The sequence below is a fragment of the Paenibacillus sp. FSL R5-0912 genome (assembly GCF_000758605.1).
Taxonomy (GTDB): Bacteria; Bacillota; Bacilli; order Paenibacillales; family Paenibacillaceae; genus Paenibacillus_AQ.
Genome location: NZ_CP009282.1, coordinates 2,352,567 through 2,366,561, shown reverse-complemented (window position 1 = coordinate 2,366,561; position 13,995 = coordinate 2,352,567). Strand labels below are relative to the sequence as shown.

Annotated in this window: 11 protein-coding genes; 3 read left to right on the top strand and 8 right to left on the bottom strand. The window is 51.6% G+C overall.

Features of this window, described 5'->3' with window-relative positions; translation table 11 throughout:
- Positions 1–229 precede the first annotated feature (229 nt).
- Positions 230–559, top strand: coding sequence for a PadR family transcriptional regulator (locus R50912_RS09895; RefSeq protein ID WP_042234417.1), 330 nt, complete (start codon positions 230–232; stop codon positions 557–559).
- Positions 556–1,137, top strand: a complete 582-nt coding sequence (locus R50912_RS09890; RefSeq protein WP_042234415.1) for a DUF2812 domain-containing protein — start codon at positions 556–558, stop codon at positions 1,135–1,137. Before R50912_RS09895 ends, R50912_RS09890 begins: the two co-directional genes overlap by 4 nt.
- A 386-nt stretch (positions 1,138–1,523) precedes the next feature.
- Here R50912_RS09890 and R50912_RS36185 read toward each other — a convergent pair whose 3' ends face one another.
- The 8 genes from R50912_RS36185 to R50912_RS09855 all read right to left on the bottom strand — a co-directional run bounded on the left by R50912_RS36185 (position 1,524) and on the right by R50912_RS09855 (position 11,472).
- Positions 1,524–1,652, bottom strand: coding sequence for a hypothetical protein (locus tag R50912_RS36185; RefSeq protein ID WP_269322096.1), 129 nt, complete (start codon positions 1,650–1,652; stop codon positions 1,524–1,526).
- A 238-nt stretch (positions 1,653–1,890) separates the two neighbouring features.
- A complete protein-coding gene (locus R50912_RS09885) occupies positions 1,891–3,396 on the bottom strand; it encodes an alpha-glucosidase/alpha-galactosidase (RefSeq protein WP_042234413.1) in 1,506 nt (501 codons plus the stop codon).
- Between the two features lie 133 nt (positions 3,397–3,529).
- Complete coding sequence (locus R50912_RS09880; protein WP_042242022.1) at positions 3,530–4,432, bottom strand: AraC family transcriptional regulator; 903 nt, start codon at positions 4,430–4,432, stop codon at positions 3,530–3,532.
- Positions 4,433–4,898: 466 nt separating this feature from the next.
- Entirely contained in the window at positions 4,899–5,561 is a 663-nt protein-coding gene (locus R50912_RS09875; RefSeq protein ID WP_042234411.1) for a Type 1 glutamine amidotransferase-like domain-containing protein, read from the bottom strand.
- 87 nt (positions 5,562–5,648) lie between these two features.
- Positions 5,649–7,703: a methyl-accepting chemotaxis protein gene (locus R50912_RS09870; protein WP_042234409.1), complete on the bottom strand. Its 2,055-nt coding sequence runs from the start codon at positions 7,701–7,703 to the stop codon at positions 5,649–5,651.
- A 133-nt stretch (positions 7,704–7,836) separates the two neighbouring features.
- Positions 7,837–8,685: a sugar ABC transporter permease gene (locus tag R50912_RS09865; protein WP_042234407.1), complete on the bottom strand. Its 849-nt coding sequence runs from the start codon at positions 8,683–8,685 to the stop codon at positions 7,837–7,839.
- Positions 8,682–9,995 carry a sugar ABC transporter permease gene (locus tag R50912_RS09860; protein WP_042234405.1) on the bottom strand — a complete coding sequence of 438 codons (1,314 nt, stop codon included), beginning with the start codon at positions 9,993–9,995 and terminating at the stop codon, positions 8,682–8,684. Before R50912_RS09860 ends, R50912_RS09865 begins: the two co-directional genes overlap by 4 nt.
- A gap of 142 nt (positions 9,996–10,137) precedes the next feature.
- A complete protein-coding gene (locus tag R50912_RS09855; RefSeq protein ID WP_042234403.1) occupies positions 10,138–11,472 on the bottom strand; it encodes a sugar ABC transporter substrate-binding protein in 1,335 nt (444 codons plus the stop codon).
- A gap of 736 nt (positions 11,473–12,208) precedes the next feature.
- On the opposite strand from R50912_RS09855, the gene R50912_RS09845 reads away from it, so the two are divergent.
- Positions 12,209–13,957, top strand: a complete 1,749-nt coding sequence (locus R50912_RS09845; protein ID WP_042234398.1) for an alpha-glycosidase — start codon at positions 12,209–12,211, stop codon at positions 13,955–13,957.
- The last annotated feature ends 38 nt before the right edge of the window (positions 13,958–13,995 follow it).

Below are 13,995 nucleotides of genomic sequence, written 5' to 3'. Positions count from 1 at the left end.
CTATTCATCCATCGCAAGGGGATGCTTTTTGCTTTTTGCTTTTTGCTTTTTGCTTTTTGCTTTTTGCTTTTTGCCTGTATTTTCCGCAAAGTCCTATTGACTTCTATATCGGCCACCGATATAATATGTATATCGGTAGCCGATATAGCGTTAGACGATGTAACGGCGATTGCTATAACGTCAATTGATGTAAGGGTCCGTTAATACAAGACTAAGGCAGGTGAGGCATTTGTCAGGAAGCAATGAATACGGGGCGCTGACAGAAGGCGTATATTATATTCTTCTGTCACTGTTCACCCCGATGCACGGCTACGGAATTATGCAGAATGTGAAGCTGCTGAGTAACGGGCGCGTGGAGCTTGGCGCCGGCACGCTGTATGGCGCACTTGGCACGCTGGTGGAGCGGGGCTGGATTGAACCGCTGGCGGGCGGCCAGGATACCCGCAAGAAGGAATACCGGATTACGGAGTCAGGCAGATCTGCACTGCTGAGCGAAATGACCAGGCTTGACGAACTGCTGTCTAATGGAAGAAAGCTAATAGGAGGCGAACCGGAATGAGTCATGTGGTACGCAAGTATTTCTCGGATTTTGAGAAGGAAGAGCAGTGGCTGAATGACATGTCCGCCAAAGGTCTTGCGCTTGTTGAATACTCCTGGGCCCGTTATGTATTTGAAGAGAGCGCCCCGGGGGAATACATCTACCGGCTGGAGCTGCTGGAGGAGGATCCGAAGAAAGCCAAGTCTGCCGAATACCTGCAGTTTATGGAGGAGACCGGAGCCGAGCGTGTACCAGCCGGCAAAAAGCCGTCGGGCAAAACTGTATATGTCAACCCGCGCTGGGTAATCTTTCGAAGAAAAGCAGCGGAGGGTGCTTTTACCATCTATTCGGATACCGATTCCAAAATCAAGCATTATCAGAGAATATACCGGTTATGGATTTCGCTCGCGGTGATGGAGCTGATCATTGGCGCCTTTAATATATTCCTGGTGTTTGTGAATAATCCCACCGCCCTCAACAGAATCAACCTTATTATGGGCCTGCTGCTCATCGTTCTGGCCCTGTTCTTCATTTCAATAAGTATGCCTATCCGCCGCAAGATTACCAAGCTGCAAAATGACAAGCTGGTGCGGGAGTGAGCCTTAGTACTCCGCAAGGCGTTCTGCGGTGACGATATGGGCGTTGGCGGGCGTTCTGCGGTGATGATTCGGGTTTTGGCGGAGCGTTCTGCGGTGATGATTCGGGTTTTGGCGGAGCGTTCTGCGGTGATGATTCGGGTTTTGGCGGAGCGTTCTAACGGCGCGTCTCCCCGCTCCGGCTCTATTCAGTCTGTGAAAAGGACTGAGATTCCGCTATTCCGTCAGATTGGGCAGATTCGCGGGCCAAGCGGACTGAGATTCCGTTAATTGTCCGATGAGGCTTCATTTGTGGCTCAAATGAACAAGATAACGGAATCTCAGTCCGAATCAGCGTCAATATGAGGCTTTTGGTCAAAATAGCGTCTTCTCAGTCCGCTTCATTCCGACTATGCCGTCTGCACCAGTAACTCCCCCACTTGCGCCACAACCGTCACATCCGTCACATCCGTCACATCCGTCACATCCGTCACATCCGTCACATCCGTCACATCCGTCACATCCGTCACATCCGCCACTACCGTATCTTCCGCTTCTTCCGCCTCTCACGCCACTACCGCTTCTTCCGCCACTCTCACTTTTTTCCTCCCTCCCGCCACATCCACTTCTCACGCCTCTCCCGTCTCTACCCCCTCTCCCGCCACTCCCCCAATTTTTCCATTTCCGGTTTCAATCTATTTTGTGTGACCTTCACATCCCCGAACCATCAATAAAAAGCCGGAAGCAAACGGGCTGCTTCCGGCCGAAATAACTTATTTAGTGCACTTTCTCTCTATCCTTGCCCTTATCGGACTCCCCGGCGTTTTTGTTCGCAGCCTCACGGTCCTGCATCATCTCATCCACCGTCTTCACCTTCAGCCGGGCAGCGCCTTCGTTACCGGCATTCACCGGGATCAGATTACCGGAAGCGAGGCGTTCCTTCGCTTCAGCGATGGCTGCACTGTATTGCGGCAGCCATTGTTCTCCGGCAACCAGCATCTCATCGACCATCTGCCAGATTTCCTTCGGATTGCACACTGCACCAACCAGCGGGTCCATCATGAAGGCCTGGCGCAGCAACTTATCATCGCCATGCACAGCCGCTTCCACAGCCAGACGCTGCACGGAGATGCTGACGTTGCAGACAGCCGCCAAGCCCAGCGGCAGGTCGCCAACCAGCGGCATCGAGATACCGTTGCGGTCTACATACCCTGGAGCTTCAATAATGGCATCATCCGGTAAATTGGAGATTACCCCGTTATTCACAGTATTGAAGTGGCCTCTGTACACTCTTCCTGTCTCAAGACCTTCGATAATATAAGAGCCATGCTCCTCGCCACGGTTGTCTCGGGTATACTCCAGAGCCGGGTCCTTCATCCAGTTCGGGAAGTCCGTCTCGAACCAATTGCGTCCCTCCGTACAGACTCGCAGGTATCCTCCTGTCTCCCCGTTGATCCACACGCCTAGATCAATCCAGTCCATGATCTCGCTGGCACGCTTGCGGTACCAGGGAACATATTCGCTCAGGTGGCCATTCGACTCTGTGCTGTAATAGCCGAAGCGGCGGAGCATATCAATCCGCACCTTCTCTGTACGGCTATACTCCGGATGCTGCTCGAAGGCCTCCAGCAGACCAGCCGTCAGATCCTCTCCCTCATGCTTCGCGGAGATGTACCACGTCTGGTGATTGATTCCGGCGCAGATAATATCGACCTGCGACTTCTCCAGCCCGTAGACTTCAGCGATCTGATGATGTCCGTGCTGTACACCATGGCAGAGTCCGATGGTCCGTACACCGCCATATTTATTGCAGGCCCAGGTAAGCATGGCCATCGGATTCGAGTAATTCAGGAGCAGCACATCCGGCGCAGCCGTCTCCCGGATATCCCGGCAGATCTCCAGCATCTCGGCAATGCCGCGCTGTCCGTACATGATCCCTCCCGCACACAGCGTATCACCTACGCATTGGTCCACGCCGTATTTCAGCGGAATGTCCACATCGGTGGCGAACGCCTCAAGGCCACCCATGCGGATAGTGCAAAATACGTACTTGGCATCCTTCAACGCTTCTCTCCGGTCCGTGGTGGGAGCGATCACAATATCCAGGCCGTTCTCCTTAATATCCCGCTGGCACAGCTCGGTGACCATCTGCAGATTATGGCTGTTTATATCCATGAATGAGACTTCTATATTACGGAATTCCGGTACTGTCAGCAGGTCGCGCAACAGCCCGCGAGTAAATCCGATACTGCCCGCCCCGATAAAGGTTACTTTAAAAGACATCGTTATCATCCTCCGGCTAAGAATAGTGGGTTCCTGTCCATTGTAGCAAGGAGGATAGGGGAAGCGTAACCAATATCATGACCACTTTGCCGTCATAGTGTCAACAATTCTCACCTTTAGAGTGGAAACCATTCTATTCCTCACTCCAGGAATGGCGGTCCAGCGAGTTGCGGTATTCGATTGGAGTACATCCGGTATACTTTTTGAACAGGAGATGAAAATACTGCCTGCTGCTGATGCCCACATAATCGGCGATCTCCGCGACCGGAATCTCACTCTGACCAAGCAGCATCCGTGCCTTCTCCATACGTAGCCTGTTCAGATAATCGGTTAGGGTCTGGCCGGTATGTGTCCTGAAGATCCGCTGCAGATAGCCCGGGTGGACATTCACAGTGAGCGCGACTTCCTTGACTTGAATACTCCGGTCATAGTTCTGGTGCAGGAACTCTACCGCGCGCCGTACATAGAGCTGTGAAGGCTGCTGGCTGACCGGCAGCGATTCCCGCCGCAGTCTGGACAGACGCAGCAGCAATTCCGAGAAGAGCAGATGCGCCATGCTGTTACCGCGTTTCCCCTGCTGATCCTGATCCAGCTCCAGCACCAATGCCTTTAGTACATGAAACACCTCTTCCTGGTCTGACAGCACCAGACTATCGAAGGGACTCTGCAGCAATTCCGCCAGCGCCTCCTCCTCCCGGGCCAGCCTGCCTACCGAGGGAGCTACACCGCCGTACTCTGTGAACGAGAATTCCACATTCAGCATCCGGCAGGAGGCCCCGTCTTCGACGATCAGCCTGTGCGGAACGCCTGCATCCAGCAGAATCATTTCTCCCCGCTTCAGCCGGAAGGGAGTATGTCCGCCCGATTCATCCCGCACCTCGACCACACAGCTGCCTGAGATGAGATACATGATTTCTGTGGAGTTATGGTGATGGTAGGCCATCGTGTAGTTGCTCCACTGCTTGTAGTAGTAGGCCAGGAATCGCGGGCTGTAATCCCCGTCAAGCAAGGCCTGCTGAAAAAGACTTCCGTTCAACTCCGGCATCCGCATGCCCCCTCTCCGCTAGTATTCATAGCACAAGTGTATCCCGTGAGGTCACCCAGGACAAGAAGCAGGCTGAAGCCCACTACCGGAATAACATAGCTTAATAAGTGAATTATTTCTTGAATGTAAACTAGAATATCGGTGAGGATCACATAGATTCAGAGCTTCCTCCTCGCAGAGAATCAAAATTATCGAATGCTCTCTCTATTAGAGTATATGTACAACTTTAGTTCATGTAGCCGAGGGTTTTCCAGAGTATTGTTGTATGAAATACAAGAATTGGTTCATTCATCCGATTGGACTAGAAGAAATGTTGTATTTCGTGCAGGATTTTCGCTTATTTATGATGTGCAGCACAGAGAATAACGCAGAAAAACAAGAGCAAAGGCACGAAGCGCTCTACTCTTGTTTTCAATGATCCTATCTAAGTGTCTATCTCTGCTCTTGTTCGCCATGATTAATAAATTTTAGTCAAAACATCATTCACCACGCTATACACTCCGCCGCCCTCCACCATTTCCAGCGTCCCGTTCAACAGGTAGATCCCTGTCTCTTCATCGATCCCGTAATTCGGAAGATCGCCGAACGTACGGAGGGCGGTTCTTAAATGCTCTTCATCATCCCACTGGGTAAAATGTACGGACAGCAGCAGCTCAGGGATCAGCTTCAAGCCCTTGCGGTGATCAAACAACCTGCTTTCGTTGTCCTTGGCCGAAATAATACACAGCTCCGGGCTGATTAAAGCTCCCGCCGAGAACCCCGCAACCGGAACGCCAGACTCATACCTCCGTTTAATAGCGCCGCCTATCGCGGTATCTACAATATAATCGGCATACAGGTCCGTATCCCCGCCTCCGATGATAATACCCGAGCAGGTCTCTATGCTCTGAACAACAACATCGGTAGGTGTAGCAGGCAGCGGGAGATAACGGAACTCTGTTAACCCTGCATCAGCCAGCGGACGCGTATAGACCGGCACGTAATCTTCCCAGCTCTCCCCACGCTCCACGAATAATACAACAACAGGACCTGCCCCTTCACCCGCTTTATCTTTAAACTTCCTTGCCAGATCCGGCGTAAACGGCGGGCCCCCGCCATTCAGAAATAAGTGCTTATCCATAACATCACCTTCAGCTTTTTACAGACAACTATAACGACATGTGCAAACTCTGGCAATAGTACTTCACTTTATCAACTACACACCGGCTCATCCCTGAAAAGAAACCATCGACTGCTTCAGTTTCTCCGCTAGCACCTCCAGCTTACCTGACAGAGCCACCAGTTCCTCGCTCACTATGAATTGCTGTGAAGACATCGAAGCCACCTCTTCTGTTGAGGCACTGGTCTGCTGAACGACCGAGATTACACTCGCCATGGATTGCCCCAACTGCTGCCGATAACCGGTCAGCTCCTTAACCGCCGCCGAAGACTGGCTTAGATAACCGCTGAACACTTCCATCTCCGCCCGCACACTTTCAAAGATAAGCGAGGATTCCCGGACTGAGGTTATCTGCCCGCTGAACAGCGGTGCTGCTTCACTCACTACCTTAACCGTGTTCTCGATATGGCCGCTGATCTCCTCCGTAATTCTGGAGACAGACGCAATCGACTGGCTGGATTGGTTAGCGAGTCCCCTGATCTCATCGGCAATGACAATAAAGCCCCTCCCCGCAGCCCCCGCACGTACAGCTTCAATCGAAGCATTAAGCGCCAGAATATTCGTCTGCTTGTTCATGGCGATCATCGGGGAGAGAATGCTGCGGATCAGCACCGTGCTGTCACGCAGCATAGCCGAGTTCTCCTGAATCAGATTCATCATCTTCAGGGCAGATTCGCTTTGATCCACCAGCTTCTTCATCAGCTCCGCTCCCTGGCCGCTTACCGCCATGACCTTTCCTGCGGAATCGGCCATGACTGCATTCGTCCCCGCCACTTCGTCCGTCTTGTCTCCCATCAGCTCCACCTTGCGGTTGCTGCTCTCCGCTTCTGCTGCCAGGCTGGCTGCCCCACCGGCGATCTCCCCGGTTGCGGCAGCCACTTCCCTGGCATGAGTGCGGGTCGCACCCGAAGCAAGCACCAATTGCTCGGACGTGGCCAGTACCGCTGCCGCCGAACTGCTGCTCTGGCCGGCCAGCCTTGAGATCTGCTCCATCATCCGGTTGAAGCTGTGTCCCAGCCGCCCGATCTCATCCTGGCCCTTGAAGTTCGTCCGCACCTGCAGATTCCCCTGTTCGCCTTCCTCCATCAGCCGGGCCAGCTTGCCCAGCGGCCGGCCAATTAGCCGCACCAGAATATAACCAATCACCAGCGCGATCACAGCCGCAGCCAGCACAACCAGCAAGGTAATATAGAGCAGCCGGTCTGCCGAATTAGTGAAATCACTTACCGGTGCATAACCCAGCAGTGTCCAGTCAGCTGTCACCAGCGGCTGATAGACCACAAGCTGTGAGCTGCCCTGCTCATCAGCCGCAGTGAAGGATTGCTCCATTCCTTCAGCTTTTACCTCCGCAGGTTGTATGTAAGAGGGCTGTCCGAGCAGCCCGTTATCCGCCCCGTACACAATATTTCCGGCCCTGTCAAGAATGCGGATCTCCCCGTCAAGTCCGATATGCAGATTGGATAACACATCGCTCAGAGCTTTACCCTTCACCTCAATCAGCATATAATACTCCGCTGCCGGGTTCTGGATATTCCTCAGCAGACGGCCCATTGTCATCGAGGACTCACTGTACGCATCGAAGAAGCCTTTGGCCCGTACGGGGAACCAGACCGGATTGCCTTTGCCGTTATCGATCTCCTTCATGCGGGCAAGAACGCCTTCATCACTGCGCACGCCGCTGATGCCTGTTGATTTGTAGGACTCAGCATCCACCATGCTTCTTGCGACCAGCCGGACGCCCAGCAGCCGCTCATCGGAGCCCCGGACGGAATCCAGCTTACGGCGGATCCGGTCTTCAGCTGCCACCTTGGCTACTGTTCCGGCACCGGGATTATGGATAGTTTCCATATCTGATTTTAGTGCAGAGTCTACGGCGAATTGTCTTGAAAGCGCTTCATATTCAGCAAACAGGAAGTCCAGCTTGTCCGCCGCCTGCACAATAGACTGCGAGGATGCCGCTGCTACCTCGTTGGTAATGATACTTTTAGCAGCATAATAGGAGGTTAAGCCCAGCACAGAGGACAATAGCACAATTGTACAGAACAGAATCACGAATAATTTGACGCCAACCGATCTGAAGTTTAATTTCCGCTGCCGTTTCATTACACTCTCCCCTTTTATGTATAGGTAACAAGTACAAACGAAATACAGGTGCAGCCCTTCGTTGACTGCATAAAGGACGCACCTGTTATTCATAATGACATCAGTATTTCTTATTTCCTTAATCTCTAAATCTTTACCCCTTACTAGCCCCTGCGGTCAGTCCATCAACAAGCAGGCGCTGCAGGAAGCCGAACAGAATCATAATCGGTACAGAGATCAATACTGCACCCGCTGCGAACAGCGTGAAGTTGGAATTCTGCATCGTATTGACCATATCCCACATTCCGACCGCGACGGTCCAGTTCTCCTTGGTCCGCAGAATCAGCTTGGCGAAGATGAAGTCCACCCATGGGCCGACAAACTGGGTCAGTGCCATATAAGTGATCATCGGCCGGGACAGCGGCAGGATAATCCGTGTGAATATCCCGAAGTTGCTCGCCCCGTCAATCCGCGCGGCTTCATCCAGCGAACGCGGAATCGTATCCAGGAAGCCTTTGGCAATCAATGTCCCTCCGAGCGGTGCTCCGGCAGCGTACACGATAATCAATGCCAGATGGGTATCCAGCAGATTGAACTCCTTCAGCAGCAGATAGATCGCAATCATACTCATGAAGCCCGGGAACATCCCGAGGATCAGCAGGGTTGACATGGTCGTCTTGCGGCTTTTGAACCGGAACCGGGATAAGGCGTAACTGGTCAAAAGCGTCAGCACCACGCCGATCAGCATGGAGAACACGGCAATCTTGAGCGTATTCGCGTACCAGGTTCCGAACATATAGACCGGTGAAGTGAACAACTCTTTGTAATGAGCCAGTGTAAAATGTTCGGGAATCAGCGTTTTGCTGTACAGGGATTTGCCCGGACGGAAGGATGCCAGAAGAATCCAGAGTGCCGGATAGATCGCTGCAATCGCCAGGATAACCAGAATGATGTAGCTGAGGCCCAAACGAATAAAGCCCGTAAGCTTGCGTCCGATGATCATTGAATCATATCCTCCTCTTGGAATGATTTGGTCCGGCGGTAATTATACAGGGAGAACCCGGCAACAATGATGAAGAGTATAATGCCTATTGCAGAAGCCATATTATTCTTATTCTGATCCAGCGTCAGCTTATACAGCCACGTTACCAGCAGGTCCGTTGACCCGGCATACTGATAGTCACCTTTCACCGGACTGCCTCCGGTCAGCAGGTAGATCGCGTTGAAATTGTTGATATTTCCGGCAAATTGCATAATCAGCGTTGGCGCGGTAGAGAACAGAATCATCGGCAGGGTGACAATCCGGAACTTCTGATAATTCGTAGCCCCGTCCACTTCGGCTGCTTCATACATATCCCGCGGGATTGTGGTCAGCACGCCCATGATGAGCAGCATAGATACCGGAATACCGACCCACATGTTGACGATGATAACCGTGACCTTCGCCCAGAACGGATCAGTCAGCCATGGCAGTCCGCCAAGTCCGAAGTAGCCGAGATACTGGTTGATCGGGCCAAACTGTCCGTTGAACAGGTTGCGCATCAGCAGGAGGGAGATCATCTGCGGCACGGCATAGGGGATGATCAGAATCATTCTCCATAGTCCCTTGAAGCGGATCCCCTTTTGGTTGATCAGCAGGGCAACGAGCATCCCGCCGAAGTAAGTAGTTACAGTCGATAGAACCGCCCAGATAATTGTCCAGGTAAGTACTCCATAAAAGGTCTGGCTCCAGGATTTCAGCACCAGCAGGTTACGGAAGGTTTCAAAGCCTACCCAGTCCACCAGCCTGGCCGGCGGGATGTGATCGGGTGCGGCGTAGTTAGTGAAGGCCAGCATGATCATAAAAATAATCGGCATGATGGTGAAGAACAAAATACCGATACCCGGAAGCAGCAAAAAGCTCTGGGCAAATTTGTAATCCAGAATATAGCGTACGGATTGCTTGAAAGTATTCGAGGGACGACCGGTTTCGCGTTCTGCTCCGATTTTAAGGGCATCCCTAATATTCATGTACCAGACAATCAGGAATAAAACCAAGAACAGCAGGGTAATCAGACTTTCAATCAGAATGACGATGGAATGATCACCGGGAACCATTTTGGCAATGCCCTTTACCTTTTCAAGGCGGCTTGGAGATTCCCCGAGTGTGGTGATGCCCCAGAAGGCCCTGCCCAAATTGGTAATGAAATAGAATAGTGCGCCTGCTTCTACAGCTATGAAAATAAGCCCTTTGATGAATTGGCGGTTATATATTTGTCCCAATCCCATAAAAATGGCCGACAGTACTGCGGCTCTAGCTTTGTATCGCTGCATTTCCCTTCCGTTCTCCTCTCCGCGCGGAATTCAGGAAACTGCCCGCCGCGAGCTATGCGGCGGGCGATTTGATTCCACTGTGTGTTGATGGTTGTTTGTTGCCTCAAGGGCAGCTGATGATTACACTGCCGGAGAGCTGATTTTACTGGGCAGATGCCCCGTTATTCAAATCCTTAATTTGTTCTACTGCTTTGTCCATAGCTGCCTTAGGATCTGCGTTGTTATCCCAAATTTCAGGAAGTGCCGCATTTACCGGGCTCCATACGTTACCCATTTCAGGAATCGAAGGCATTGGCTGGGAGTTCTTGGCCTGTTCAGCAAAAGCGGATATGAACGGGTCGCCGGTGATTTGCGCATCCTGCAGCGCTTCGTTGTTCGTAGGCACGGAACCGACCAATTTGTTCAATGTCAGCTGAGCGTCTTTGCCGGAAGCAAAGCGGGCATACAATTTAGCCGCATTCGGATACTGACTATAAGCGTTGACTCCGAAAATTTTAATCCCGGAGAAAGTAATTGCCGTTTTGCCGTCGATGGTAGGAATCGATGCGACACCAAGGTTGTCTCCCAGCGCTTCTTTATAACCGGCAAGCTCCCAAGGTCCAGTGATGTCCATGGCCACATCACCAGTGTTGAACAAGCTGCGCTTGATATCTGCGTTGATGTCGCCGCTCTTAATCGGCAATATTTCTTTCAGCTTTACATATTCACTCAGACCTTTGATCGCGCCTTCATTGTTCAGACCGATATCGTCTTTGTCCGTGCCGTCTTTGCCGAACAGGTAACCGCCTGTTGTAGCGATGAACGGATAGTTGAAGTACATATTGCCGACTTCCCACATAATTCCGTATCTGTTCTTGGCTTTATCAGTGAACGTTTTGCTGAAGGCAATTACATCATCGAAGGATTTAGGTGCTTCTTTGACCAGGGATTTGTTGTAGAACAGCGCATAGGTTTCTGCCGCTCTCGGATAACCGTACAGTTCACCCTCATAGGACGAACCTACGATGGATGCTTCTGTGTTCTCAGCTTTGGTCTGCTCACCGAAAATATCGTTTGGAAGCAGCAGGCTCGCGCTTACCGCCTTACCCAGATTATCATGAGGAATGAGGACAACGTCTGCAGCCAGACCTGACGGGCCATCTTGTGTCAGCTTGCCGACCTGATCGGGCGGTGCTACCTCTTCAATTTTGATGGGAACGTTGTACTGCGCGGTGAACTGCTTGGCGATTTCTTCAGCAAATGCTCTTTCTTCTTTACTCTCCCAGACCACCAGTGATGCGCCGTCTTCAGGCACAATCTCATCTGTTGCCGGAGCATTCCCGCCGTTCGTGCCAGCGTTGTCTGTTGCTGCTGCGTTATTCGCAGGAGCATTGGTTGCTGCTGCATTTCCCCCGTTATTGTTGTTTGAGCCGCACGCCGTAATCGACATTGCCATAGAAAACGATGCGGTGAGAACCATGATTTTTTTCAAATTCATTGCTTTTAACCCCTCCCGATTTGTATATCACTTAATTTGAACATGATGCCTCCGACTTTGCGCAAACGATTTCAGAAGACTCAAAAAAAATTCATGTTTTGCAAATTGACCCTTCCTTATGTGCTCCGCCAAGTTTTAGAAAGCGCTTCATTCCTGAATTCATAATACATCAGCGGGCAAGATTGTTAAAACGTTTGCACAGAGTGTATTTAAGCAAATTCAATCATTTTATACACATAATCAATTATTTTCTTTCAATTTCACAGAATTTCTTTAAATATCTCTGTTTATCATTTGATAAAAATTTAAAATCCGCATTTTTTGTTGTATTTTAGCGAATTGTGCAATTTTATTACCAGATAATCTCATTTTCCAAGCTTTGGAAATCGGTTTCCTCCCTAACGGCATTTGTGCAAATGTTTGTACAAACGTATTGAACCTCAATTTATTCCATGCTATAATCCAAAACATTAAGAACGCCCCTGTTCTTCACATAATTCAAAGGCAATGTTACTTCAATTGGGTACAACCTCGGACAAGCTACCCGGCGCCGGTTGTGCCTGTTTGGTCTGCGCAGAATCTGCATGATTCGTGCGATTGTGGCACAGTTGCTGTGCAATCATGCACTTGCCAGATATAGAGCTGTGTTTGAAAAACGCTTGCTTCCGGAGCCAGCGCTGGTTTGCCCGGTGTCATTCAGGGGTGTTTGGTTCACTAAACCTTAGGAGGAATTAGTATGTTGTTAGAAGCTGTGTATCATCGTCCGCGCCTCAATTGGTCTTATGCCTACGATCATGAAACGATCCACCTGCGTCTGCGTGCCAAGAAGGGGGATTTGACCGAGGTGTTCGCCTGGGCCGGAGACAAGTACGCCTGGGACAACACCAAGGAGTTGATTCCTATGACTCTTTTCACTTCGGATGCGATGTTCGATTACTGGGAGTGCGAGTCCGTCCCCCTTTACCGCCGTTTGAAGTACGGCTTTCTGCTGCAAAAGGGCCATGAGCGCATCTGGATGACCGAAAGCGATTTCCAAACCGAACGTCCCGCCAATCCAAACCGGCTGTTTGAATTCCCTTATATCAACCGCGGTGACGTGTTCATTCCACCGGCGTGGGTGAAGGATGCTGTCTTCTATCAGATCTTCCCGGAACGTTTCGCGAACGGCGATTCCAGTCTGAATCCGGACAATGTACAGCCATGGGGCGGCACACCTAAGCCTGATAACTTCTTCGGCGGTGATCTGCAGGGGGTCATTGACCATCTGGATCATCTTACTGAGCTGGGTATCACGGGCATCTATTTCACTCCGGTCTTCACAGCCACCACCAACCATAAATATGATACGGAAGACTATATGCAGGTCGATCCCCATTTCGGTGATGTGGAGACGCTGAAAAGGCTCGTCGACGCCTGCCATGAACGCGGTATCCGTGTCCTGCTTGACGCTGTATTCAATCATGCTGGACGTACCTTCGCCCCGTTCGTGGATGTGCTGGAGAAGGGCGAAGCCTCTGCTTATAAAGACTGGTTCCATGTCCGTGAGTTCCCGCTTCAGGTCGTGGATAACATTCCGAATTATGACGCTTTTGCCTTTGAGCCGCTGATGCCGAAGCTGAATACTGAGAATCCTGAGGTTAAGGAATATTTGCTGAAAGTCGCTGAATATTGGATCCGTGAGGTCGGCATCGACGGCTGGCGCCTGGATGTGGCCAACGAGGTCGATCATGAATTCTGGCGCGACTTCCGCAAGGTGGTGAAGCGTGCGAATCCCGAGGCTTATATTCTCGGTGAGATCTGGCATGAATCCGCACCTTGGCTGGAAGGAGACAAGTTCGATGCAGTGATGAACTACCCGTTCACGGATGCGGTGCTCGACTTCTTCGTGTATGGCAAACTCGATGCGGAAGGCTTCGCCAACTCCATCGGCAAACAGCTGTCGCGTTACCCGCTGCAGGCCAGCGAGGTTGCCTTCAACCTGCTGGACAGCCACGACACCCCGCGTTTGCTGACGCTCGCGGACGGGGACAAGAATAAGCTGAAGCTGGCTGCGCTGTTCCAGTTCACATTCATGGGCACCCCCTGCATTTATTACGGAGATGAGATCGGCATGGATGGTGATGGCGACCCGGACTGCCGCAAGTGCATGGAGTGGAATCCGGCGATGCAGGACCGCGGCCTGTTCAATTATTACCGCAAGCTGATCGAGATCCGCAGCAGCCATCCGGCACTGCGCACAGGAAGCTTCACGTTCCTGGAAGCCGGTCCCGGGGGTACCAAGCTGGCTTATGAACGTAGCCTGGGCGATGATCTTATTCTCGTGCTGATCAATACGGAAGAGACCGCACAGACCTTCCGGGTAGACGTACAGGAACGCTCCTGGGAGAACCTGTTCACCGGCGAACCGCTCCGCGCGGAACGCGGCAAGCTGTCGCTCAAGCTCCCGGCTTACGGTTATGCAGTACTGCAAGCTAATATGGTCTAGCCACCCTCTCAGAAGCTCCATTCATTGGATTGAGTTAT

Coding starts and splice junctions, on each gene's coding strand:
- R50912_RS09890 (WP_042234415.1), top strand. CDS start 556: ATGAGTCATGTGGTACGCAAGTATTTCTCGGATTTTGAGAAGGAAGAG.
- R50912_RS09885 (WP_042234413.1), bottom strand. CDS start 3,396: ATGTCTTTTAAAGTAACCTTTATCGGGGCGGGCAGTATCGGATTTACT.
- R50912_RS09875 (WP_042234411.1), bottom strand. CDS start 5,561: ATGGATAAGCACTTATTTCTGAATGGCGGGGGCCCGCCGTTTACGCCG.
- R50912_RS09870 (WP_042234409.1), bottom strand. CDS start 7,703: ATGAAACGGCAGCGGAAATTAAACTTCAGATCGGTTGGCGTCAAATTA.
- R50912_RS09865 (WP_042234407.1), bottom strand. CDS start 8,685: ATGATCATCGGACGCAAGCTTACGGGCTTTATTCGTTTGGGCCTCAGC.
- R50912_RS09860 (WP_042234405.1), bottom strand. CDS start 9,995: ATGCAGCGATACAAAGCTAGAGCCGCAGTACTGTCGGCCATTTTTATG.
- R50912_RS09855 (WP_042234403.1), bottom strand. CDS start 11,472: ATGAATTTGAAAAAAATCATGGTTCTCACCGCATCGTTTTCTATGGCA.
- R50912_RS09845 (WP_042234398.1), top strand. CDS start 12,209: ATGTTGTTAGAAGCTGTGTATCATCGTCCGCGCCTCAATTGGTCTTAT.